The sequence below is a fragment of the Thalassospira xiamenensis M-5 = DSM 17429 genome (genome assembly GCF_000300235.2).
Taxonomy (GTDB): domain Bacteria; phylum Pseudomonadota; class Alphaproteobacteria; order Rhodospirillales; family Thalassospiraceae; genus Thalassospira; species Thalassospira xiamenensis.
The window spans coordinates 2,195,707-2,219,098 of the sequence record NZ_CP004388.1; the positions used below are offsets into that span (position 1 = coordinate 2,195,707).

Sequence of the window (23,392 nt, forward strand, 5' to 3'; positions counted from 1 at the left end):
GTTACTCTTTCGTCTTACGACCGATTGGCAATTGGCTGTTTCACTGCCATAATAAGGGTGTCTGGAGCGCATTACCTGCCGTAAGGCAAAAGGGGAATTTTAAATGGCGCATGCGTCTTTCTGCGGTGTTTCGATCTGCGCATTGGCACTCGGTATGTTCACTTTGCTGACGCCGATTGGCGATAAGGCATTGGCCGCAAGTCAGGATAAAAATATCCTGACCGAACTGCCGCCATCACCGGCGTTTTCGTCGGTTAGCCGTGCGCGGCTGAATGTTTTTCTTGATGCGCTGGAAGACGGCCGCACAAAAACATTCGAAAAACTTCTTCCCAACTTTGACGACCCGCTGCTTCAGAAAGCCAGCGAGTGGATGTGGCTGATCAGCCCGAATTCCGGCCGCAGTTTCGAAGAAATCACAAATTTCATTGATGCCAATCCGAAATGGCCCAGTCAGTCACTGCTGCGTCAGCGCGCCGAAGAAGCCATGACTGATGCCGTTCCAGACGATGTCGTACTGGCATGGTTCAAGCGGTCCGCACCGGTTACGGCAGACGGTGCCACCCGCCAGATAAAGGCGCTTCTGGTGACCGGCGAAATCGAAGCCGCAACCACCCTCATACGCAACAGCTGGGTGAATGAAAACTTTGGCACCGGTCAGGAGAAGCGTTTTCTGGATCGATACGGCAAATATATCGATCAGGAAACCCATCAACAGCGCCTTGACCGCCTTCTGTGGGAGGGTCGTCTTGGACCGGCAAGCCGCACTGAAAAATATGTCAGCAACGATTATCTTTTGCTGGCCAAGGCACGCGCAGCCTTGCGGTCGCTCGACCCCGGTGTTGACGGCGCAATCAACCGTGTCCCCAAAAAATACCAGAACGATCCGGGCCTTATCTATGAACGCGTTCGCTGGCGCCGGATAAAGGACCGCGATCAGGAAGCGCGTGACCTGCTGCTCTCGCAGGCCAATGATCTCGCCTATATTTCAATCCGGCCGCAATACTGGTGGATTGAAAAGGCGATTCTTGCGCGCCGCGCCCTTCAGAAGGGGCATATTACCGATGCCTATCGTCTGGTTGCCAATCATGGCCAAAGTGATGCAGGTGATATCGCCGAGGCAGAATGGTTTGCCGGATGGATCGCCCTTGAATTCCTGGGCGATGCCCGCATCGCGCTGACCCATTTCCAGAACCAGTATGACGTCGTGCAATACCCGATCAGCCGTGCACGCGGAGCCTATTGGGCCGGCCGGGCCAACGATGCGATTGGGGACAAGGAAAAGGCGCGCGAATGGTACAGGCTGGCAGCCGATCACGCCCATACCTTCTATGGCCAGCTTGCCATTGATGCACTGGGTGCCAAGCCCACCTACTCTGTTGAACAACCCGTCCCGACGGAACAGCAACGCGCCGATTTCGAATCGCAGGAACTGACACAGGTTACCCGCAAACTTGGCGAGATGGGCCTTGGCAACATCATTCGTCCGTTTGTCATGGCGCTTGTTTATGCGCATGACGAGCCGGAATATCTCGCCATGGCAACCGATCTTGCGCGCGAATATGGCCGTGCCGACCTTGCAATCATTGCCGCCAAACGCAGCATCCGGACCGGTAGCGGATATCTGGATGCCGCCTATCCCATTCATGAACAGGTACCGCTTGGTCACAATCCCGACCCCGCACTGGTCCACGCAATCATGCGTCAGGAAAGCCTGTTTAACCCCGAAGCCGTTTCGTCGGCCGGTGCACGCGGCCTGATGCAGTTGATGCCTGCAACCGCCGAACGCATGGCCAAGGACCTTGATCTTGAATACGAAACCGCGCGTCTGACTGCCGATCCGGGCTTCAATATCTCGCTGGGGCGCGAATATCTTTCGAAACTTCTGGATCGCTGGGATGGTGAAGAAATACTGACCATCGCCAGCTATAACGCCGGTCCAAGCCGCGTAAGACAGTGGATTGCAGAATATGGTGATCCACGAGACGCCGATGTTGACCCGGTCGACTGGATCGAAATGATCCCCTATAGCGAGACACGCAATTACGTCCAGCGGGTTATGGAAGGCACCTATGTCTATCGCCGACGCTTCGCACGCGACGAAATCGCAATGGGTCAGCAGGATGAAACACCCTCAAATTCCCAGTGATTTGATCCAGCAACAGCGATCCGTTAGAGACAGTTGAACCGTTTGCGGTTTGCCAAAGCGAACACCATATTCGATCAAACCAAGTCCGACAGATGAGGCCAGAGCAAATGTCAGAAAATGCACTTACTTCCTGCCGCGCATTCGTTTTCGATGCCTATGGTACCCTGTTCGACGTTGGATCGGCCGTTGACCGGTTCAAGGAAACCATCGGGGATGAAGCAGACCGGCTTTCAAGTATCTGGCGCCAAAAGCAGCTTGAATATACATGGCTGCGCAGTCTGATGGGCGACTTCACTGATTTCTGGAATGTCACCGGTGACGCTCTTGATTACGCCATGGCAGCAACCGGAAAAAAAGACCCCGCCCTTCGCGCAAAACTCATGGAAACCTATCTGTCGCTTGATACTTTCCCCGAAGTTGTTGAAACCCTGAAAACACTTAAATCCCAAGGGCACAAGCTGGCGATCCTCTCGAACGGCGCCAAACATATGCTGATTTCAGCCGCAAAGGCATCCGGGATTCTGTCACTGTTTGACCAGATCATCTGTGTGGATGATATCAAAACGTATAAACCGCACCCCGATGTCTATCAGCTTGCGGTCGACCAGCTAGAATTGACGCCCGCCGAAATATCATTCCAGTCGTCTAACGGATGGGATATTGCCGGTGCCGGGCATTTCGGGTTCCGCACGGCCTGGATCAACCGGACACATCAGCCAACAGAACGCCTGTCTCATAGCGCAGACGTGGTTTTAAAAGGTCTGGACGAGCTGCTGCCGCTGGTCGCGCAGCCGGAAAAAGCCTGAAAACCGGGCCAGTGAAACACGCCAATCCCGATCAGACCGAATAAAGAAAACCCGGAAAAGCGATTTGCCGCTTTTCCGGGTTTTATATTCTTTGCTGGCCTGCGGGAAAGATTGCCAACACAAACCTTTTATTGTTTGTGTTCTTTCTTCACGTTCGCGGCAACGATCTGACCGGCCTGAATGACGGTAAGACCGCCCTCTTCGACGGCACCTTCAATGCGACGGCAATGGCCTTCGATATGGGCACCCGGTTCGATCGACAGGCTTTCATGAAGGATATCGCCCAGCATACGGGCCGTTTCCGCCAGTGAAACGTCCCGGGCGCGAACCTGACCGGTGACAGAACCACAAATGCGAACCTTTTCGGCGACAATCTCGCCGCGGACTTCGCCGTTCTGACCAATTGTCAGGGTGCGCGTGCGAATGTCGCCATTCACAAAACCGTCCACCTGAACATCTGATTCAGAGATCAGATCACCGGTAACCCGAAGATCGGAATTGATAATCGACAGACCGCCTCTTTTTTCGGTCGCCGAATTATGGGAATTAGTCGTTGTCTGCTGTCTCTTGCTCGTTTTTGAAAACATAATGTCCCGCCTCAATAAACTTGATGGGGTCTACCTGCTTATCGTGAACCAGAACTTCATAGTGCACGTGGCTGCCGGTACTACGGCCGGTACTTCCCATCAATGCGATTTTGCCCTTTAAATTCACTTCGTCGCCCTTCTTGACGAGGACCTTGTATAGATGTCCGAAACGGGTTCGAAGGCCGTTACCATGGTCAATTTCAACCATCTTCCCGTATTTTCCGCTCCATCCGGCGAACACCACCTTTCCGGGGGCCGTCGCATAGATTGGTGTTTTCATGGGCCCGGCAAGATCAACGCCGGAATGAAAAGCCCACTTACCGTTGATAGGATCCTTGCGCTTCCCGAAAGAACTGGACAGGTAATAGGAATCCGCAGGCTCCCCCAACGGGGTTCTTTTTATTCTTTCATGCAGACTTACCAGCTGATCCATACGATCACCAACGGCAAGTGCCACATTTACAAACTGTTCGTCCTCGGGGTTCTCGGGCTCGAACGCCACAAACGGTCCCCCCACACCACCGGCAACTTCGCCGCTTCCAGACGCCTGCGGCTTCATGGGCGGCGTAATAACCTCGTCCATCGTAAGACCGGTCATTTCCAGCACCGATTCCAGCTCCAGAATGGTGCTGTCGGCGGTTTCCGCCACGCGCTGCATCGCCTGCTTCTGGATGGTATGCAGATCGGCAATCCGCTGACGTGCTTCACCAAGTTCCGATTGCAGTTTTTTCGAACGCTGCATTGCCTGATCACGTTCACGCATAACCCGCGACATGACGGTTTCGACAGTTTCCAGTTCGTCGCGCAACGCAAGATTGCGGTTGGTAATACCGTCAATCTGGGTCTGTAGCGCGTTCATCTGATTATCCATGGATGTCCGCAAGGCGGAAATCTGGACTTTTTCCTTTTCACTGACTGCCAGTTTCGAGGTGTAATCCTGAACCCGGGCCTGCAGCATCAAATTCTTTTCAGCCATCGACAGAAGATTACGGTGGGTATCTTCCATCTGTGAGGTGATTTCACCAAAACGGCGCTGGCTTTCGGTGACACGTGCGATCAACTGATTGTAGGAAAGCTCGCTGCGAAACAGCTGTTCTTCACGCGCGGCAAGCCGTTGATCAAGATACCAGGAATAACCTGATACCCCGACCGTCCAGGTGATCGCAAGGACCCCGACCGATGCCAATGTCAGTTGAGCGTATTTGCCAATCCGCACTTGAGAAACGGAATCATTGGACCGCACAAGGATGTGCCGGTCCGGAAACCATTTTTCAATCAGGCGACGGCCACGTTCGAACGCCGACATACTCAGTGTCTAACCCCTATTTACCCAACATTGCCCGTTCGATACGAAATCGACGCACAACCGTTTTTTTTCAGACCCCGGCTGAATATCTATTTTCTTTACGCTACCTGTTAGCGCGAAGACAGGCAAGCACGTTAACACATCCTTAAGGGTAAAAAAATCATCTGCTTTGCACTTCAATATGTTACTCAATGATCTCCCGATGAATTCAACAGCGTTCAAAACATGCGTTTATCCCAATTCATGCTGACCTGTGCTGCAACATGGTTTTACAGCGGACGAACCACCAAGGCACCTGGCACGATGGGATCGCTGGCCGCTGTTCCTGTGGGCTGGGCAATTGCCGTTTTGCTGGGATACCCGGCTCTGTTGGCCGGAATTGTCATCGTATTCCTTGTCGGAATTCCGATTTCCCATAAATACAGCGAGATGATCGGGGTTCACGATCCCGGTGAAATCGTCATCGACGAAGTTGCAGGGCAATGGCTTTGCATACTTGTCGTTCCGCTGGGCAACGGGCTTGCCGATCTCGGCTGGCTGGCGGCGGCATTTGTCATGTTCCGGTTTTTCGATATTCTGAAACCCTGGCCGATCCGCTGGATCGACCGCCGGATCAGCGGCGGTTTTGGCATCATGCTTGATGACATCCTTGCGGGCATATTTGGCATGTTTGTATTGATCGCCGCCCGCTACTTTGCAGGAGTTTGACCGCCCATGAACATCGAACCGGATATTCTTGCGCGCGCAGAAAACCTGATTGCCCTATGCAAATCCAAAGGCGAAATGATCGCAACCGCAGAATCCTGTACCGGCGGGCTTATAGCTGGCGGGCTAACGGCCGTTGATGGCAGTTCGTCCGTTGTCGATTGCGGCTTTGTGACTTATTCCAACGAAGCAAAACACGGCCTGATCGGCGTACCGCAGGAATTGCTTGATACCTATGGTGCCGTCTCAGAACCGGTCGCGCGCGCAATGGCCGAAGGCGCACTGATCCGCGCACCACTGGCAACACTGGCTGTCGCGGTTACCGGCATCGCCGGACCGGGCGGCGGATCAGATGAAAAACCGGTTGGTCTTGTCCATCTTGCGTGCGCCGGAAAAGGTCGGCCTATCCTGCACCGTCGCCGGGTCTATGACGGTGATCGCCACGCGGTACGCAAGGCAACCATCATCGACGCCTATGACATGCTTTCGGAAATGGTTGGCAAAACCGGTTAATCAGGTTGGCGCGTCATCGCCCCTGCAGCGTGAATGCAACATGCACTCACCGATCTGACAGGGCCTTGTCCGGCTCGCCATAAACCTGATGGGCGCGGGTTTCAAATGCACCGACCATCAATTTGACGGCCTCGTTGAACACGACCCCGATCATCTTCTGCAACAGGGCAGAACGGAATTCGAAATCGACAAAGAAGTCGAGCCACGTTCCACCGTCTTCCGCCGGTTCAAACACCCAGTGATTGTTAAGGTACTTGAACGGCCCCTGCAGATATTCGACATCGACCCGATCCGGGCGCTGTAGCGTGACTTTTGATGTGTATTTTTCGCGAAACATTTTGAAACCGATCACCAGATCGGCATGCAAAACATCGCCATCGCGCTTGCGCACACGGGATGCCACACACCATGGCAGAAATTCCGAATAGGAATCGATATCCGCGACGAGGTCAAACAGCTGTTCCGGCGTATAGGGCAGTTTCCTGCGCTCCGCATGCGTCGGCACCCTGATCTCCTTTGTCGTCGCGTTTATCGGTTTGAAATGCGGCGCACTTACTGTGCCGCTGTTGTTGCCTGCATTCTGGCTTTGGCTTCGTCAGCAGCCGCAAGCTTTCTTTCGCGTGCCTTGCGCAGTTCCTCGAAATCACGGTCCGCATGATAGCTTGAACGCGTCAGCGGCGTTGCCGACACCATCAGGAAGCCCTTGCCGCGTGCCATCGAGGCGTAATCCTTGAATTCGTCCGGCGTCACAAAGCGGTTCACCGGCTCGTGCTTAAGGGTTGGCTGCAAATACTGGCCAATCGTCAGGAAGTCGACATCCGCAACCCGCAGATCGTCCATGACCTGTGCCAGTTCATGGCGTTCTTCACCAAACCCGACCATCAGGCCCGATTTGGTAAAGATCGTCGGATCAATCTGTTTGACGCGATCAAGAATGCGCAGCGACTGGTAATAGCGCGCGCCCGGCCGGATCGAGGTATAGAGTCTGGGAACGGTTTCAAGGTTATGGTTGAAAACGTCCGGACGTGCACGGGCAACGATTTCAACGGCACCTGGCTTATCGCGGAAATCGGGGGTCAGAATTTCAATCGTGGTTTCCGGCGATTTATGGCGGATCGCCTCGATCACGCGGGCAAAATGTGCAGCCCCACCATCGGCCAGATCATCACGGTCGACCGAGGTGATCACGACATGTTTAAGCGCCATGTCGGCAACCGCCATCGCAAGGTTTTCCGGCTCGAACGGGTCAAGCGCACCGGGCATGCCGGTCTTGACGTTACAGAACGAACAGGCACGCGTGCAGGTATCCCCCATGATCATGAAGGATGCGTGTTTCTTCTGCCAGCATTCACCAATGTTCGGGCACGCCGCTTCTTCGCAGACGGTATGCAAATTAAGGCCGCGCGCAAGTTCGCGCGTTTCCTGATACCCCTTCGAGGTTGGCGCCTTGACGCGAATCCATTCGGGCTTGCGTCCGGACGGACGATCCGGGCGTTTCTGCTTTTCCGGGTGACGAAGTGCCTGTGCTTCGTTGCGCGCCGTCGACATAGAGTTACCTCCGAAGGATTGGACGGGCGGCAATGTGCCGCCACGTCACGCATTTGTCAAACCGACAATCGTCCAAAACGGTCATACCGGGCATGTTTGCCCGGTACAACGCCGTATTCTAGAAGTGGATCGCACGCCCATAGGCGTCAAGGACCGACTCATGCATCATTTCCGAAAGGGTCGGATGCGGGAATACCGTATGCATCAGATCTTCTTCGGTCGTTTCGAGGCCCATGGCCACGACAAAGCCCTGGATCAGCTCGGTCACTTCGGCACCAACCATGTGCGCACCAAGCAATTCACCGGTCTTGGCATCAAACACCGTTTTGACCAGACCTTCGGCCTCGCCCAGTGCAACCGCCTTGCCATTGCCGATGAACGGGAATTTGCCGACCTTGACGTCGTAACCGGCTTCCTTGGCTTTGGCTTCGGTCAGACCGACACTTGCCACCTGCGGATGGCAATAGGTGCACCCCGGAATCTTGCGCGGATCAAGCGGGTGAACCCCTTTGACACCGGCAATCTTTTCAACGCAGATGACGCCTTCATGCTCTGCCTTATGCGCCAGCATCGGCGGGCCTGCGACGTCACCAATGGCATAAATGCCCGGTTCTGCCGTTGCCGAATACTCGTTCGTATCAATGACGTTGCGATCAACCTTGACCTTGGTGGTTTCCAGACCGAGATTTTCGGTATTGCCGATCACACCAACCGCGGAAATCACGCGATCAACAGTCAATTCCTGTTTCTTGCCGTCCTTGGTTTCAATCGTGACAACAACATTGTCGGCGTTGCGCTTAAGGTTCGCGACCTTGGCTTCTGTCAGGATTTTCATCCCGTCCTTGGTCATCATCTTCTGTGCAAGGGCGGCCACTTCCTTGTCTTCGACCGGCATGATCTGCGACATGATTTCGACCACCGTCACTTCCGCACCCATGGTGTGATAGAAGCTGGCAAATTCGATACCAATCGCGCCTGAACCGACAACCACAAGGCTTTTGGGCATCTTGTCAGGCGTCATCGCCTTTTTATAGTCCCAGACCACCTTGCCATCGGCTTCCAGCCCCGGCAGGGACCGCGCCCGTGCACCGGTCGCGATAATGTAATTCTTCGCGGTATAGGTGCCGGCATCCTTGCCTTCGACCTTGATCTTTTTCGGACCGTCGAATTTGGCTTCGCCGTTGATCACGGTGATCTTGTTCTTCTTCAGAAGATGGCCAACACCACCCGAAAGCTGCTTGGAAACACCGCGCGAACGCTGAATGACTGCATCCAGATCAAAGGAAGGCTTTTCGCATGACAGACCGAATGACTTGGCATGCTGCATGTTGCGATAGACTTCTGCCGAACGCAGCAGGGCCTTGGTCGGAATACAGCCCCAGTTCAGGCAGATGCCGCCAAGATGTTCGCGTTCAACAACCGCGGTTTTCAGGCCAAGCTGTGCGGCACGAATGGCCGTGACATAGCCACCAGGGCCCGCGCCAACAACGATTAAGTCGAAATTGTTATCCGCCATCGTAAGATCTCCTTCGCCTGCCCGTCACCGGTCACAGGTCTTGAAATTCAAATGCTTGCGGGGACTATTTAAAGTCCCCGCGCAATTTCCGAACCTCAGAGCAACATGCTCAGCGGATCTTCGATCAGCTTTTTGAATTCAGCCATGAATTCAGCACCGATCGCACCATCGACCACACGATGGTCGACCGAAAGCGTGCAGCTCATGACGGTGGCAATAGCCAAGGCGCCGTCCTTGACAACCGCGCGCTGTTCACCGGCACCAACGGCCAGAATGCAGCCCTGCGGCGGGTTGATGATGGCAGAGAATTCCTTGATGCCAAACATGCCAAGGTTAGAGACAGAGAAAGTCCCGCCCTGGAATTCTTCCGGTTTCAGCTTGCCTTCGCGTGCCTTGCCAGCCAGTGCCTTCATCTCGGTCGAGATTTCGGCAAGCCCCTTGCCACCCGCATTGCGGATAACCGGGGTGATCAGGCCGCCCTCGATGGCAACCGCCACCGAAATGTCCTGCTGCTTGCTCTGCAGGATGGCCGCATCGGTCCAAACCGCATTGGCTGCCGGTACGCGTTTAAGCGCAATGGATGCGGCACGAATGACGAAATCATTGACCGAAACCTTCACACCCTCGCCGGCCTTCTCGTTAAGCTGCTTGCGGGTGGCAAGCAGATTGTCGAGTTCGCAATCGACCGTCAGGTAGAAATGCGGAACCTGCTGTTTGGACTGGGTCAGACGACGGGCAATAACCTTGCGCATCGAGCTGTTCGGGATTTCTTCGTATTCCGGCAAACCGGTCAGATCCGGGTTCCAGCCAGACGCCACCGGTGCCTGCGGGGCTGCCGCCGGTTTCTCGCCAGCAGGAGCCGAAGAAGCAGCAGCAGAAGCAGCTTTATCGGCCGGTTTGGACGACATCGCGGCTTCGACATCGCGTTTCACAACACGACCACGCGGGCCTGAACCCTCGACCTTGCCAAGATCAACGCCTTCATTGGCTGCAATACGACGCGCCAATGGGCTTGCCTTGATACGATCCCCACCGGAAACAGGTGCCGCAGGTGCCAGGCCTTTTGCCGGGGCGGCTTCTGGCTTGGACGCTTCCTGTTTCGGTGCCTCGGCTGCCGGTTCGGCATCGCCGCCGCCAACAGACGCCGAAGACGTATCCGCCCCGTCAAGGGCGCTGGCATCTTCGCCTTCTTCCAGAAGAAGTGCGATAACCTCGTTCACGGCAACGCCTTCGCTGCCTTCGTAAACAAGGATTTTACCGATTTTGCCTTCGTCGACGGCTTCAACTTCCATCGTGGCTTTATCGGTTTCGATTTCGGCAATGACGTCACCTGACTCAACGGTGTCGCCTTCCTTGACAAGCCATTTCGCCAAGGTGCCTTCGGTCATGGTCGGCGACAGAGCCGGCATCAATATCTTAACAGGCATGAACGCAATCTCCCGGTAACGGGGCGGCGCGGGTTTGCCGCGCCCTGCCCCTGTCCGTTTTACTTAGCGATAGCAAACGGCCTTGGCCGCATCGACGATGTGTTGCTCCTGCGGAAGTGCAAGCACTTCGAGGTTGGCAGCATATGGCATCGGAACATCTTCACCGGTAACGCGCGCAACCGGCGCATCAAGGTAATCAAACGCATGTTCCATGATGACCGATGCGATCTCGGCACCGATACCGGCAAAGTGCCAGCCTTCTTCGCAGGTCACGAGACGGTTGGTTTTCATGACCGAGCGAACGATGGTGTTCACATCAAGCGGACGGATGGTCCGAAGGTTGATGACCTCGGCGGAAATGCCCTGCTCAGCAAGCTGTTCTGCCGCTTTCAGCGCCTTGCCGACCATGATTGAAAACGCAACGATGGTAACGTCCGTCCCTTCGCGTTCGATCTTTGCCTGACCAATCGGAAGAACGAAATCTTCGTCGTCCGGCACTTCGAAGCTTTGTCCGTAAAGGATTTCGTTTTCAAGGAAGACAATCGGGTTCGGATCACGAATAGCAGCCTTGAGTAGACCCTTCGCATCGGCCGCCGACCAAGGTGCGACAACCTTAAGCCCCGGGCAATGTGCATACCAGGATGCATAGCACTGCGAATGCTGTGCGCCCACACGCGACGCAGCACCGTTCGGGCCACGGAACACGATCGGGCAACCAAGCTGGCCACCGGACATATACAGGGTTTTCGCAGCAGAGTTGATGATCTGGTCAATCGCCTGCATGGCGAAGTTAAAGGTCATGAACTCAAGAACCGGTTTCAGGCCCATGAATGCCGAACCGGTTGCAAGGCCGGTAAAGCCATGCTCGGTAATCGGGGTATCGACAACACGCTTGTCACCGAATTCATCAAGCAGGCCCTGGGTGACTTTATAAGCCCCCTGATACTGCGCGACTTCTTCCCCCATGACATAAACGTTCTCATCGGCCCGCATTTCTTCGGCCATGGCATCGCGCAGGGCTTCACGAACGGTCTGGGTCTTGAACGAGGTATAGGTTTTCTCGTCCTGGGTCGCGTTCATGACGCTCATGGCACGCGGGTCCTGTTCGGCGCGGTCAATCGCACCGCTTGCAGCAACAGGTGCTGCACTGGACGAACTGGCCGGTGCCTTTTCTTCTTCCTTGGCTTCGGCCGGTGCGGCGTCGGCTTTCGGTGCAGAAGACGCCGAAACATTATCAAGGGCAGAAGCATCCTCGTCTTCTTCGAGGATATAGGCGATCACAGCATTCACCGCGACGTTTTCAGTCCCTTCGGCAATCACGATCTTGCCGATGGTCCCTTCGTCAACGGCCTCGACTTCCATCGTGGCCTTGTCGGTTTCAATTTCTGCAATCACGTCACCGGAGGCAACAGTGTCGCCTTCCTTGACGGTCCATTTGGCAAGAGTGCCTTCTGTCATGGTCGGCGACAGCGCCGGCATCAAAACTTCAATCGGCATTGTTCCCTCTCTCCCGGGAAATATCGGTCAAAAGCGGTTCGCGGGTGTCGCGATCACGCGTCGATCAGAATATCTGTGAACAGTTCGGAAACATCCGGTTCCGGGCTGTTTTGCGCAAACTCCGCCGCTTTGGCGACTTCCGCTTTCACATCCTTGTCGATGTCCTTGAGGCCAGCCTCGTCGATGATATTGCCATCGATCAGCAGCTTTTTGACCATATCGATCGGATCGTGCTCTTTACGCATTTTGTCGAGCTCGTCCTTGGTACGATATTTCGCCGGGTCGGACATGGAATGCCCGCGATAGCGATAGGTCTTGAGCTCAAGGATATAGGGCCCTTTGCCTTCGCGGCAATGCGCAACGGCACGTTCACCGGCATCCTTGACCGCCAGAACGTCCATGCCATCAACCTGTTCACCCGGGATACCATAGGCAGAACCACGCTCGTAAAGGTCCGGGCTGGCCGAATGGCGCTGTGCCGACGTTCCCATGGCATACTGGTTGTTCTCGATGCAATAGATCACCGGAAGCTTCCAGAGCGCTGCCATGTTGAAGGATTCGTATACCTGCCCCTGGTTGACGGCACCGTCCCCAAGATAGGTCAGGCAGACACGGTCCTGACCGCGATATTTGTAATTGAAGGCAATACCGGTGCCGAGCGAAACCTGCCCGCCGACGATACCATGCCCGCCATAGAAGTTCTTTTCCTTGGAGAACATGTGCATCGAGCCGCCCTTGCCGTGCGAATAACCGCCTTCACGGCCGGTCAGCTCTGCCATAACCCCTGCTGGGTCCATGCCACAGGCCAGCATATGGCCGTGGTCGCGGTAACTGGTAATCACACCATCATCGCCGGTAATGGCAGCCTGCATGCCGACAACGACAGCTTCCTGCCCGATGTAAAGATGGCAGAAGCCACCAATAAGCCCCATGCCATAAAGCTGACCGGCTTTTTCTTCAAAGCGACGGATCAGCAGCATTTCACGGTAATATTTGAGGAGATCGTCACTGCTCGCCTGATTGTCGGCGCGCGTCGTGGCGCGTTTGCGTTTTGTGGTCGCCATGTTTCCTCCCGGTGGATGGCTGTCGCTTAAGCATCATGTATGAGCGCTTAATTCGGTACTGGACCACCGAAATGACTACCCAAAACTACGTGTCGAAGCAAGCAATCTAACCACCCGTAAACTGTTGTTTTGCAACGCACAATCACAAATAAACCAAATAATGGTTAATTCATGTTTTTTTGCATATATACATAATTCAAGCGTTTCCAGTGACTTGAGGAACCGGCTTCATTCCCGTTCATTCCATCAGGTCACAAATGCTATGCTTTCCCGAAAAGAATATCACAGATCCGACACGTTTATTTCGCAACTGCCAGAAGAAACAAAAGGTTGCGTTGCCCTGATCACAAACTATTGCAGGTCACAAATCAACCAAAAGACAGTTGAAACAACGCTGTATGAGAGGATGTCAAATTCCCGCCAAGCAGCCCGGGCTGTAAAATCATGGGAAATACAGCCCCGGACGCGCGCATTTTCAATTCTGGAAGTTGATCGCACGCATAAAAAACCTGCCGGATTCTAAGCACAAATTTGCCGCGACCGATTACTGGCTGGCAGCAACCGTTTCGTCGGCCGGGTAGCCATTGTGATGGAAGATAATCAGATCATCCGGGTGCGCGGCATTCAGCATCGCGCGCGCACGTTCATCGAGCAGATCAGGATCAAGATGCTTCGGGCGCATCGCAATCACGCGCTGCTCCAGATGCTTGCGCTTGTCGATGATTTCGTCACGCACTTTTGCGATATCGGCCACGCGGTCCTGCATCGACCAATAAGCCAACAAACCACGATTACCTTCGACACTGTGGAAGATGAAATAGACCATAATGGTAAATGCAATAACCGGTGCAATAGCCTGACCTAGTCGGCGAATAACCGGTGACGTTGAAGACATTTACCCCTGCCCTTTGCGGATACGAGACGAAAAACAGAAAAAACACCATTCCGAAACCGGAACGGAAAAACTGCGTGCGTTATTTCCCTTTGAACGCAAAGGTATAAATCTCGCAGCAGACAGAACTCTCGCAAAAATACTCTCACAGCTAATCACAACAGGGTAAAAATAAGCTTAAAACAGCAATGCTAATACAGGGCAGTTACGCTCAATTAGCTGATCCTGAACAACAAAAAACCGCCCCGGAATGACGGGACGGTTTTTCAGGTTCAGTCCTGCAATCGAACCTTATTTCAGGATCGAACGCCCCGGATAATAGGCACCGGCCCCCAGCATCTCTTCGATGCGGATCAGCTGGTTGTATTTCGCCAGACGGTCGGAACGTGACAGCGAACCGGTTTTGATCTGTCCGCAATTGGTGGCAACCGCAAGATCGGCGATGGTCGAATCTTCGGTTTCGCCCGAACGGTGTGACATAACCGCAGTATAGCCCGCACGATGGGCCATTTCGACGGCCTCAAGCGTTTCGGTCAGCGAACCGATCTGGTTGACCTTCACGAGGATCGAGTTGGCAACGCCCTTTTTGATGCCATCGGCAAGGCGCTTCGGATTGGTTACGAACAGATCGTCCCCGACCAGCTGAACCTTTTTGCCGATTTCCGACGTCAATGCCGCCCAACCGTCCCAGTCATCTTCAGACATGCCGTCTTCGATCGAGAAAATCGGATACTTGCTGACCAGATCGGCCCAGTATTTGACCATGCCGTCTGCATCAAGGGTCTTGTTCTCGCCCGCCAGAACGTATTTGCCACCTTTGTAGAATTCGGTCGATGCCGCATCAAGGGCAAGGACAACGTCTTCTTCCGGACGATAACCGGCAGCTTCGATCGACTTCATGATGTAGCTGATGGCTTCTTCGCTCGACCCGATATTCGGGGCAAAACCACCTTCGTCACCAACAGAAGTGCTCAGACCATCTGCCGACAGGGCCTTTTTCAGGTTATGGAAGATTTCCGCACCCATGCGGATTGCGTCCGATCCGGTTTCTGCCGAAACCGGCATCACCATGAATTCCTGAACGTCAATCGCGTTGTCGGCATGTTCACCGCCATTGATGATGTTCATCATCGGCACCGGCAGGGTGCGGGCGAAAGCCCCACCAACATAACGATAAAGCGGAAGGCCCGCTTCTTCAGCCGCAGCCTTGGCAACCGCCAGCGATACGCCCAGAATGGCGTTCGCGCCAAGACGGCTCTTGTTCGGCGTCCCGTCAAGATCGATCATGATGCCATCGACCTCGACCTGGTCTTCGGCATCCATACCGGCCAGGGCTTCGAAAATCTCGCCATTGACGGCGGCAACCGCTTTGGTCACGCCCTTGCCAAGATAACGGTCTTCCTTGTCACGCAGCTCGACGGCTTCATGCGCACCGGTGGATGCACCCGACGGAACGGCTGCACGACCAAAGGCGCCACTTTCCAGAGTTACATCAACTTCGACAGTCGGGTTGCCACGGCTATCGAGGATTTCGCGGCCGCGGATATCGATAATAGCGGTCATGACGGAAACATTCTCCTCACTGAGATTATCTGCACCCCAATCGGGTGCTTTGGTTACAGCATAAAAGAAATGCCGCCATCATGTCTGATGGCGGCATTTGCATATCAATCCTTGAACATGTCCAGACGAACCGGATTGGCTTTTGCCACTTTGTCCAGTTCCATCAGAACCGACAAAACTTCCGGAAGCTTGTTCAAGGGAATCTGGTTCGGGCCATCGCTGATGGCCGCATCCGGGTTATCGTGGGTTTCGATAAACAGGGCGGCAATGCCGACAGATACAGCCGCACGCGCCAAAACCGGCGCAAATTCGCGCTGTCCACCCGTCGTTGTCCCCTGCCCACCCGGCTGCTGAACAGAATGGGTCGCATCAAATACGACCGGATAGCCCTGACGGGCCATGGTGGGAAGTCCACGGAAATCGGTTACCAGCGTGTTATAGCCAAAGCTGGTCCCGCGATCACAAAGCATGATGTTTTCATTGCCAGTTGACGCAATGTTGTTCGCAACATTCGCCATGTCCCAGGGTGCCAGGAACTGGCCCTTTTTGACATTCACCGCGCGCCCGGTTTTACCCGCGGCCTGCAAAAGATCGGCCTGACGGCACAGGAACGCCGGAATTTGCAGAATATCGGCAACTTCCGCGACCGCCGCACACTGATCGGGCAGATGAACGTCGGTGACAATCGGAAGGCCGGTCTTTTCCTTGACCTCAGCCAGAATGTCGAGACCTTCGACCAGACCAACCCCACGCCTCGACGTGCTGCTGGTGCGGTTTGCCTTGTCAAACGAGCTTTTGTAAACAAGCCCGATCCCGAGCCCCTCGGACAATTCCTTAAGCGCTGCGGACATTTCCAGTGCGTGCTGACGGCTTTCGATCGCGCATGGCCCCGCCAGAAGCGCAAAGGGCCTGTTATTGGCGAATTCGATATTGCCGACTTTGACAGTTTTGATTTCCGTCATTTCGAAGTCTTTCATTCAGGCTGTTTGATCAAACCAGACGGCTGCGCTCTTTGGCGGCCTTGATATAGGACACAAACAGCGGATGCGGATCAAGCGGACGCGAACGCAGTTCCGGGTGGAACTGAACGCCGATGAACCACGGGTGATCGGGGTATTCGACGATTTCCGGCAAACGCCCGTCCGGCGACAGACCCGAGAATTTAAGCCCTTTTTCCTCAAGCTGCGCCATGAAGTTTACGTTAACTTCGTAACGATGGCGATGGCGCTCAAGAACGGTCTCACTGCCATAGATATCACGCGCACGCGTACCGTCGACCAGTTTGCACTCGTAGTTGCCAAGGCGCATGGTGCCACCAAGATCATCTTCGCCGCTACGACGCTCAACCGAGCCACCATCTTTGGCCCATTCGGTCATCAGGCCCACAAGCGGGGTTTTCGTCGGACCGAATTCCGATGAAGACGCATCCTTAAGGCCCGCAAGATTGCGTGCGGCTTCAAGAACCGCCATCTGCATGCCAAAGCAGATACCGAAATACGGCACCTTGTTTTCACGGGCATAGCGCGCAGCGGCAATCTTGCCTTCTGTGCCACGCTCGCCAAATCCGCCCGGCACCATGATCGCGTCCAGTTTGGACAGGATTTCGCTAACATCGCCTTCCTTTTCAAGCGCGTCAGACGCAATCCATTCCAGTTTGACACGGACCTTGTTGGCGATGCCGCCATGGGTCAGTGCTTCGGTGAGCGACTTATAGGCATCGGGCAACTGAATATATTTGCCAACGATCCCGATAGTAACCTCACCTTCCGGATTACGGATGATGTTGCAGATTTCTTCCCACGGTCCCAGATCCGGGTCCTGTGCCTGCAGGCCAAAGTGATGAAGCACTTCGTTATCAAGACCATACTGGTGATAGCTGATCGGCACCTGATAGATATTGTCGACGTCATAGGCCGGAATAACAGCGGCTTCGCGCACGTTACAGAAACGTGCGATCTTGCGGCGCTCATTGACCGGGATTTCACGGTCACAACGGCACAGCAGGATATCGGGCTGAATACCAACGCTTTGCAGTTCCTTGACGGAATGCTGTGTCGGTTTGGTTTTAAGCTCGCCCGCCGACGAAATATAAGGCACCAGCGTCAGATGCATGAACAGCGTGCGGCCATCGCCAAGCTCGTTGCCCATCTGGCGGATCGCTTCAAGGAACGGCAGACTTTCGATATCGCCAACCGTACCGCCGATCTCGACAAGGACAAAATCCTCGGTCGCATCGGACTGAACGAATTCCTTGATCGCATCGGTAATATGCGGGATCACCTGAACGGTCCCGCCCAGATAATCGCCGCGACGTTCGCGCGCAATCACGTTGGAATAGATGCGACCGGTGGTCACGTTGTCGGAACGACGCGACGAAACACCGGTGAAACGTTCATAGTGACCAAGATCAAGGTCGGTCTCCGCCCCGTCTTCGGTCACATAACATTCGCCATGCTGATACGGGCTCATGGTGCCCGGATCAACGTTGATATATGGATCAAGCTTGCGCAGGCGAACAGTGAAACCACGTGCCTGAAGCGAGGCCCCCAAAGCAGCAGATGCCAGGCCCTTGCCCAGCGAAGAAACAACGCCACCGGTGATAAAGATATAACGGGTCATGTCTTTGCCTCATCTCAAAGCAAAACGCCGCAGTTCGATGCCGCTCAGTGCATCACGAACCGGGGAATACAACAATCAAAAATTGAGGCGGCAATTTTGCCGCCTCTGGTCGTCGGTTTGTTTTTTAGCGGGTCGGAGCCGCCGGTCCGGTGTCCTCGGCGGGCTGTTGTTCAGCTGCCGGGGCCGGAGCCTGATCCAGTATGGATGTCGGCTGGGTATGAGTGTTGGACAACAATGCCAGGGCAAGGCTTGTAATCATGAATGCCCCGGCAAGAATAGCGGTCGTACGTGTCAGAAGGTTTGCTGCGCTGCGCGAGCTCATGACGCCGAAATTACCGCCGCCGCCACCGCCGCCGCTTCCGCCGATACCAAGCCCACCGCCCTCGCTGCGCTGTACGAGAATGACGGCAATCATGCCAAGCGCAAGAAGAAGGTGAATTACCAGAATAACAGTTTGCATGGTCTCGAAACTCTTGTCCTAAAACTTCCGATCCGAAATTATTATGGCCGGATCGGGCAAAAATTTGATGCGTATTTAACGTGTTTTATGACAGTTGGCTAGGCGCAACTTTCAATAATTTTCCAAAAATCGTCAACCTTGAGGCTCGCCCCGCCAACCAGTGCACCGTCAACATCGGGCACAGACAGCAATTCAGCCGCATTGGACGGCTTTACCGAACCACCATACAGAATTCTGAATTTGTCACCATCATCAAATCGTGCCGTCAGCCCTGCACGAATTGCAGCATGAACTTCGGCAACTTCATCAACGCTTGCCGTGCGCCCCGAGCCAATCGCCCAGACCGGCTCATAGGCAATGACGGTATTTTCCGCCGTCGCCTCATCAGGAACCGAAACCGCAATCTGGCCATTGACCACCGCAAGCGTCGCACCAAGATCGCGTTCCTGCTCGGTCTCGCCAACACAGACCACCGCAATCAGACCGGCATCATGGGCTGCCATTGTTTTCTGGCGAATAACGGTCGAACTTTCACCGTGGTCGGCCCGACGTTCGGAATGCCCGACAAGAACATGGGTCGCGCCGATATCGGCCAGCATCGGGGCCGCAATATCCCCGGTATGCGCGCCCGAAACGGCAACATGGCAATCCTGACCGCCAACCTTGACGGCACTCTTGGCCGTAACACCGGCAACATCGGAAATCAGGGTTGCCGGCGGACAGACCAGAATATCACATGCCAGATCACCTTTTGCCTTTGCGCGGTCAGACAGTCCGCGCGCAAGTGCAAGCCCGTCGGTGCGCAGGCAATTCATTTTCCAGTTTCCGGCGATCAGGGGACGGCGCTGTGACATATGTATATCTACCTCTTGCTGCGACGGGTTTTGGATCAGGCAATGGCTGGGCCATGCGGGAACCGATCCGACAAGTATTGTTACAAACACGGTTCGATGCGGGTTTTAGCACGCGCTCAGGCCCCGGCCAAGCCCCGGAAAACACTGTCAACCGAACTTCGGGCACGGTCAATGCAATCGGATGTTGCCGCCCTTACCTCTCGCCATTAAGATGCGCGGCAATTGCGCCGGGATTTTCGTTATGTTCCGGCAGATAAAAGAAACGCTGCCGGTACATTGTCATCTGCATTGTCATCGGCACCAACCACGAATTGTTAGGCTTATCATATGCTTGCTGGCATTCGCTCTTTTTCGAAATCAATCTTTGCCAAGATCATCCTCGGCGTGATTGCAATCAGCTTCGTCGGATGGGGCCTGAATGCGTCGATGCTCGATCTTGGAACATCGCGTCAGGTTGCTGAAATCGGCAGCCAAAATATCAGCCCCGCCGAACTGGATCGCGCCTTCCAGCGCAGCATCCAGAACATGCGCAGCGTTTTCGGTCCGAATTTCGACCGTCAGCAAGCCATCCAGATGGGCCTTTTGAACAATACGGTTCAAAATCTGGTTTCCCAGAAAATCCTGCGTGAAAACGCCAAGGAAATGGGCATCGGCATCAGCAACGAAAAAGTGCGCGAGACGATTTTCGCCTCTCCGGGCTTCCAGAATGAAACCACCGGCCAGTTCGACCGCGAACGTTTCCTTCAGGCGCTGTATTCCAGCGGATATACCGAACCGGAATTCATCGAAGGTGTTCGTGGCGACATGATGGGCCAGCAGGTTGTCGGCAGCCTCGCCGGTGCCGTCAGCGTCCCTGACGTCATGGCACAACAGATTGCCGCCTACCGCAACGAACAGCGCAGCGGCAGCTTCTTTGCCCTGAATGCTTCGGAATTCGACACGATCGAAACGCCCGATGACGCGACCCTTCGTAAATATCACGAAGACAACGCACCGCAATTCACCGCCCCCGAAAGCCGCAATGTGACCCTGGTCACCCTTTCGGCGAAGGATCTGGCGGCAAATATGGATGTCACCGAAGAAGAAATTCTCGAGGCATATAACCATCGCCTGCCGGAATTCCAGACTCCGGAAAAACGCGTTGTCGAACAGATCCTGTTTGCCCCCAATGAAAAGGAAAGTGCCCAGGAGGCCTATAAGGCGCTTCAGGGGGGTGCCGATTTCATGCAGGTCGCAACCGACGATGCCGGTATGGATCCGTCGATTGTCAAACTTGGTGAATTCACCGCCGACAACATCCTTCCCGATCTGCGCGATGCGACGTTTGGCCTTGAAGAAGGCGCATTTTCCGAACCGGTCGAAACAGCCCTTGGCTGGCATATCATTCGCGTGACCGGCATTACGCCGGAACAGACCGAAACCCTTGATCAGGTTCGCGACGATGTCGAAGCCGGTGTCCGGCAGTTCAAGGCCGAAGACGCGATCTATGATCTTGCCGCCAAGCTTGATGATGAACTTGGTGCCGGTACCCCGCTTGAAGAAGCCGCAAACGCGGTTGGCGCAAAAACCTATAAACTGAACGACGTTGTGCGTGGCGAAGGTCTGGGTACTGAAATCACCGACAGCGGCGAGATCAATGCCAAGATTTTCGAACTCGGCAAGGGCGAGGAAAGCTTCCTCGAAGAAACCTCGACCGGTGTTCGTTATGTCGCACGCGTTGATGACGTCACCCCGTCGGCACTGCGTCCGTTTGAAGATGTGCGTGATGACGTTGTCACCGCATGGAAAACCGATGAACGCAACCGTCTGATGCTTGAAAAAGCCGATCAGCTTGCCGCGTCGATCAATGACCAGAATGCCGATATCGCAACGCTCGCTACCAGCGACAATGCCGAACTCGAACAAAGCGGCCTGACCAAACGTACCGGTCAGGGCCTCCAAGGCAATGTCAGCCCGGCGGTAGCCGCAGCCCTCTTCACCCTTGAAGAAGGCAAGGCAAAGGCCGTTCAGTCCGGCGACAATGTTCTGGTTCTGAAACTTGATCAGATCAAAGCTGGCACCATTGCCGAAGGCGCTGACGACCCGGTCGTGACCGAACTCAAACAGGGCCTGAACGAAGACATCCTTGCAGAATATCTTGATTACCTGCAGGACGAGATTTCGGTCAGCGTCAATAACAGCGTGATCAACGGTCTTTATCCGCAAACTGCGGCCAACTGATCCCGATCAGAAATGGGGCGGCCTTTCATCGGGCCGCCCTTTTTCGTTAAACTCCGCGCTGCCTCATACCGCCCACCCCTAATCGACCAAAATTGGACAGACCATGGAAATCAAACCGGATTTCAACAGTTTCAAGCAGAACTATAATAACGGCATTTCGCAGGTTCTCTGGACCTCGCTGACCGCTGATCTTGATACGCCCGTCTCGGCGTTTCTCAAGATCGCCGAAGGCATGTCCAATACCTATCTGCTTGAATCTGTCGAAGGCGGTGCCGTGCGCGGACGCTATTCATTCCTTGGCCTGCGCCCCGATCTGATCTGGCGCTGCTTTGGCCAAAAGGTCGAACTGAACCGTCGCGCCCTTGCCGATGCCGATGCGTTCGAAGATGAACCCGATGCACCGCTTGAAAGCCTCAAAAAGCTGATCGCCGAAAGCCACATCGCCCTGCCCGACAATCTTCCGCCCATGAGTGCCGGTCTTGTCGGCTATATGGGTTATGACACCGTGCGCCTTATGGAAAAACTGCCCGATAGCAACCCGGATGAACTCGGCGTCCCTGATGGCATCTTTATCCGCCCGACGGTCACCGCAAGCTTCGATACCATCGCCGATACCGTCACCGTCGTAACCCCGGTCCGCCCCGAAACAGGCATAGATGCCGATGCGGCCTATGATCTTGCCTGTGCGCGCCTCAATGATGTCGTCCAGCAGTTCCAGCGCAACCTGTTCCTTGATCGCCGGTCCAAATCCGCCCCCGATACCCTGCCCGACCCAAAGGTCAGCGTCGACGAGGCCGGTTTTCACAAAATGGTCGATCAGGCCAAGGAATATATCCGTGCTGGCGATATCTTTCAGGTCGTGCTCTCGCAACGCTACACGCTGCCCTATCAATTGCCGCCCTTCGCCTTTTACCGCGCCCTTCGCCGGATCAATCCGTCACCTTTCATGTTTTATCTTGATATCGGCGGGTTTCAGGTTGTCGGCGCCAGCCCGGAAATCCTTGTCCGCCTGCGCGACGGCGAAGTCACCATTCGCCCGATTGCCGGAACGCGTCGGCGCGGCAAGACACCCGATGACGACAAGGTCATGGCCCAGGACCTGCTTGATGATCCCAAGGAACGTTCGGAACATCTGATGCTGCTTGACCTTGGGCGCAATGATGTCGGCCGTGTGTCCAAGCCCGGTACGGTGCGCGTCACCGACCGCGAACAGATCGAATACTATTCCCATGTCATGCATATCGTCTCGAACGTCGTCGGTCAGATCGACGACAAATATGATGCGATGGACGCGCTCAAGGCCGGTTTCCCTGCCGGAACGGTATCGGGCGCGCCAAAGGTCCGCGCCATGGAAATCATCGATGAACTGGAATCGGTCCTGCGCGGCATTTATGCAGGTTGTATCGGCTATATCTCCGCCGATGGCTCCATGGATACCTGCATCGCGCTTCGGACCGCTGTCATCAAGGACGAACAGATCCATATTCAGGCCGGAGCCGGGATCGTCGTAGACAGCAAACCGGAACTCGAACACAAGGAATGCCAGAACAAGGCAGGCGCATTGATGGCCGCCGCCCGCGAAGCCCATCGGTTTGCCTAGACTGTAGAGGTATCAGAAAGCGGGATTGACCAAAACAACAGCCGCGAAAAAATTTGGCGTAAAGATTTC

At 54.9% G+C, this 23,392-nt stretch carries 20 protein-coding genes; 6 read left to right on the forward strand and 14 right to left on the reverse strand.

Annotated features, from left to right (window positions below; genetic code table 11):
• The first annotated feature begins 103 nt into the window (after nucleotides 1-103).
• Nucleotides 104-2,146 (forward strand): lytic transglycosylase domain-containing protein, encoded by a 2,043-nt coding sequence (locus TH3_RS10365; RefSeq protein WP_007089479.1) that lies wholly within the window; start codon nucleotides 104-106, stop codon nucleotides 2,144-2,146.
• Nucleotides 2,147-2,253: 107 nt separating this feature from the next.
• Nucleotides 2,254-2,952 carry a haloacid dehalogenase type II gene (locus tag TH3_RS10370; protein WP_007089478.1) on the forward strand — a complete coding sequence of 233 codons (699 nt, stop codon included), beginning with the start codon at nucleotides 2,254-2,256 and terminating at the stop codon, nucleotides 2,950-2,952.
• A gap of 128 nt (nucleotides 2,953-3,080) precedes the next feature.
• Here TH3_RS10370 and TH3_RS10375 read toward each other — a convergent pair whose 3' ends face one another.
• On the reverse strand, nucleotides 3,081-3,539 hold the full coding sequence (locus TH3_RS10375; RefSeq protein ID WP_007089477.1) for a bactofilin family protein: 459 nt from the start codon (nucleotides 3,537-3,539) through the stop codon (nucleotides 3,081-3,083).
• Complete coding sequence (locus TH3_RS10380) at nucleotides 3,499-4,845, reverse strand: M23 family metallopeptidase (protein WP_007089476.1); 1,347 nt, start codon at nucleotides 4,843-4,845, stop codon at nucleotides 3,499-3,501. The genes TH3_RS10375 and TH3_RS10380 overlap by 41 nt, the downstream gene beginning before the upstream one ends.
• Nucleotides 4,846-5,070: 225 nt before the next feature.
• On the opposite strand from TH3_RS10380, the gene TH3_RS10385 reads away from it, so the two are divergent.
• Together TH3_RS10385 and TH3_RS10390 are read left to right on the forward strand one after the other, a co-directional pair.
• The gene (locus TH3_RS10385; protein WP_007089475.1) at nucleotides 5,071-5,553 is read left to right on the forward strand and encodes a phosphatidylglycerophosphatase A family protein; all 483 of its coding nucleotides are present in this window, start codon (nucleotides 5,071-5,073) and stop codon (nucleotides 5,551-5,553) included.
• A 6-nt stretch (nucleotides 5,554-5,559) separates the two neighbouring features.
• Nucleotides 5,560-6,063: a CinA family protein gene (locus tag TH3_RS10390; RefSeq protein ID WP_007089474.1), complete on the forward strand. Its 504-nt coding sequence runs from the start codon at nucleotides 5,560-5,562 to the stop codon at nucleotides 6,061-6,063.
• A gap of 46 nt (nucleotides 6,064-6,109) precedes the next feature.
• Here TH3_RS10390 and TH3_RS10395 read toward each other — a convergent pair whose 3' ends face one another.
• The 12 genes from TH3_RS10395 to tpiA form a co-directional block, all read right to left on the reverse strand.
• Nucleotides 6,110-6,568 (reverse strand): type II toxin-antitoxin system RatA family toxin, encoded by a 459-nt coding sequence (locus TH3_RS10395; RefSeq protein WP_007089473.1) that lies wholly within the window; start codon nucleotides 6,566-6,568, stop codon nucleotides 6,110-6,112.
• A 47-nt stretch (nucleotides 6,569-6,615) separates the two neighbouring features.
• Nucleotides 6,616-7,611: a lipoyl synthase gene (gene lipA, locus TH3_RS10400; protein ID WP_007089472.1), complete on the reverse strand. Its 996-nt coding sequence runs from the start codon at nucleotides 7,609-7,611 to the stop codon at nucleotides 6,616-6,618.
• A 118-nt stretch (nucleotides 7,612-7,729) separates the two neighbouring features.
• Nucleotides 7,730-9,127: a dihydrolipoyl dehydrogenase gene (gene lpdA / locus TH3_RS10405; RefSeq protein ID WP_007089471.1), complete on the reverse strand. Its 1,398-nt coding sequence runs from the start codon at nucleotides 9,125-9,127 to the stop codon at nucleotides 7,730-7,732.
• 95 nt (nucleotides 9,128-9,222) lie between these two features.
• Nucleotides 9,223-10,554 carry a pyruvate dehydrogenase complex dihydrolipoamide acetyltransferase gene (locus TH3_RS10410; RefSeq protein WP_007089470.1) on the reverse strand — a complete coding sequence of 444 codons (1,332 nt, stop codon included), beginning with the start codon at nucleotides 10,552-10,554 and terminating at the stop codon, nucleotides 9,223-9,225.
• A gap of 63 nt (nucleotides 10,555-10,617) precedes the next feature.
• The gene (locus TH3_RS10415; protein WP_007089469.1) at nucleotides 10,618-12,051 is read right to left on the reverse strand and encodes a pyruvate dehydrogenase complex E1 component subunit beta; all 1,434 of its coding nucleotides are present in this window, start codon (nucleotides 12,049-12,051) and stop codon (nucleotides 10,618-10,620) included.
• A 53-nt stretch (nucleotides 12,052-12,104) separates the two neighbouring features.
• Nucleotides 12,105-13,115 (reverse strand): pyruvate dehydrogenase (acetyl-transferring) E1 component subunit alpha, encoded by a 1,011-nt coding sequence (gene pdhA, locus TH3_RS10420; protein ID WP_007089468.1) that lies wholly within the window; start codon nucleotides 13,113-13,115, stop codon nucleotides 12,105-12,107.
• 544 nt (nucleotides 13,116-13,659) lie between these two features.
• Nucleotides 13,660-14,010: an FtsB family cell division protein gene (locus TH3_RS10425; protein ID WP_051682326.1), complete on the reverse strand. Its 351-nt coding sequence runs from the start codon at nucleotides 14,008-14,010 to the stop codon at nucleotides 13,660-13,662.
• Between the two features lie 288 nt (nucleotides 14,011-14,298).
• Entirely contained in the window at nucleotides 14,299-15,570 is a 1,272-nt protein-coding gene (gene eno / locus TH3_RS10430) for a phosphopyruvate hydratase (protein ID WP_007089466.1), read from the reverse strand.
• A 104-nt stretch (nucleotides 15,571-15,674) separates the two neighbouring features.
• Nucleotides 15,675-16,532, reverse strand: coding sequence for a 3-deoxy-8-phosphooctulonate synthase (gene kdsA, locus TH3_RS10435; RefSeq protein WP_040060843.1), 858 nt, complete (start codon nucleotides 16,530-16,532; stop codon nucleotides 15,675-15,677).
• A 28-nt stretch (nucleotides 16,533-16,560) separates the two neighbouring features.
• Complete coding sequence (locus TH3_RS10440; RefSeq protein ID WP_007089464.1) at nucleotides 16,561-18,189, reverse strand: CTP synthase; 1,629 nt, start codon at nucleotides 18,187-18,189, stop codon at nucleotides 16,561-16,563.
• Nucleotides 18,190-18,313: 124 nt separating this feature from the next.
• Nucleotides 18,314-18,649 carry a preprotein translocase subunit SecG gene (gene secG / locus TH3_RS10445; protein WP_007089463.1) on the reverse strand — a complete coding sequence of 112 codons (336 nt, stop codon included), beginning with the start codon at nucleotides 18,647-18,649 and terminating at the stop codon, nucleotides 18,314-18,316.
• 98 nt (nucleotides 18,650-18,747) lie between these two features.
• Nucleotides 18,748-19,503 (reverse strand): triose-phosphate isomerase, encoded by a 756-nt coding sequence (gene tpiA, locus TH3_RS10450; protein WP_007089462.1) that lies wholly within the window; start codon nucleotides 19,501-19,503, stop codon nucleotides 18,748-18,750.
• Between the two features lie 327 nt (nucleotides 19,504-19,830).
• On the opposite strand from tpiA, the gene TH3_RS10455 reads away from it, so the two are divergent.
• Both TH3_RS10455 and trpE read left to right on the forward strand, forming a co-directional pair.
• Nucleotides 19,831-21,723, forward strand: coding sequence for a peptidyl-prolyl cis-trans isomerase (locus tag TH3_RS10455; protein WP_007089461.1), 1,893 nt, complete (start codon nucleotides 19,831-19,833; stop codon nucleotides 21,721-21,723).
• Between the two features lie 103 nt (nucleotides 21,724-21,826).
• Entirely contained in the window at nucleotides 21,827-23,323 is a 1,497-nt protein-coding gene (gene trpE / locus TH3_RS10460) for an anthranilate synthase component I (RefSeq protein ID WP_007089460.1), read from the forward strand.
• The last annotated feature ends 69 nt before the right edge of the window (nucleotides 23,324-23,392 follow it).

Coding starts and splice junctions, on each gene's coding strand:
- TH3_RS10370 (WP_007089478.1), top strand. CDS start 2,254: ATGTCAGAAAATGCACTTACTTCCTGCCGCGCATTCGTTTTCGATGCC.
- TH3_RS10440 (WP_007089464.1), bottom strand. CDS start 18,189: ATGACCCGTTATATCTTTATCACCGGTGGCGTTGTTTCTTCGCTGGGC.
- pdhA (WP_007089468.1), bottom strand. CDS start 13,115: ATGGCGACCACAAAACGCAAACGCGCCACGACGCGCGCCGACAATCAG.
- TH3_RS10390 (WP_007089474.1), top strand. CDS start 5,560: ATGAACATCGAACCGGATATTCTTGCGCGCGCAGAAAACCTGATTGCC.
- kdsA (WP_040060843.1), bottom strand. CDS start 16,532: ATGACGGAAATCAAAACTGTCAAAGTCGGCAATATCGAATTCGCCAAT.
- trpE (WP_007089460.1), top strand. CDS start 21,827: ATGGAAATCAAACCGGATTTCAACAGTTTCAAGCAGAACTATAATAAC.
- secG (WP_007089463.1), bottom strand. CDS start 18,649: ATGCAAACTGTTATTCTGGTAATTCACCTTCTTCTTGCGCTTGGCATG.
- lipA (WP_007089472.1), bottom strand. CDS start 7,611: ATGTCGACGGCGCGCAACGAAGCACAGGCACTTCGTCACCCGGAAAAG.
- tpiA (WP_007089462.1), bottom strand. CDS start 19,503: ATGTCACAGCGCCGTCCCCTGATCGCCGGAAACTGGAAAATGAATTGC.
- eno (WP_007089466.1), bottom strand. CDS start 15,570: ATGACCGCTATTATCGATATCCGCGGCCGCGAAATCCTCGATAGCCGT.
- TH3_RS10425 (WP_051682326.1), bottom strand. CDS start 14,010: ATGTCTTCAACGTCACCGGTTATTCGCCGACTAGGTCAGGCTATTGCA.
- TH3_RS10385 (WP_007089475.1), top strand. CDS start 5,071: ATGCGTTTATCCCAATTCATGCTGACCTGTGCTGCAACATGGTTTTAC.
- TH3_RS10410 (WP_007089470.1), bottom strand. CDS start 10,554: ATGCCTGTTAAGATATTGATGCCGGCTCTGTCGCCGACCATGACCGAA.
- TH3_RS10365 (WP_007089479.1), top strand. CDS start 104: ATGGCGCATGCGTCTTTCTGCGGTGTTTCGATCTGCGCATTGGCACTC.
- lpdA (WP_007089471.1), bottom strand. CDS start 9,127: ATGGCGGATAACAATTTCGACTTAATCGTTGTTGGCGCGGGCCCTGGT.
- TH3_RS10415 (WP_007089469.1), bottom strand. CDS start 12,051: ATGCCGATTGAAGTTTTGATGCCGGCGCTGTCGCCGACCATGACAGAA.
- TH3_RS10380 (WP_007089476.1), bottom strand. CDS start 4,845: ATGTCGGCGTTCGAACGTGGCCGTCGCCTGATTGAAAAATGGTTTCCG.
- TH3_RS10375 (WP_007089477.1), bottom strand. CDS start 3,539: ATGTTTTCAAAAACGAGCAAGAGACAGCAGACAACGACTAATTCCCAT.
- TH3_RS10455 (WP_007089461.1), top strand. CDS start 19,831: ATGCTTGCTGGCATTCGCTCTTTTTCGAAATCAATCTTTGCCAAGATC.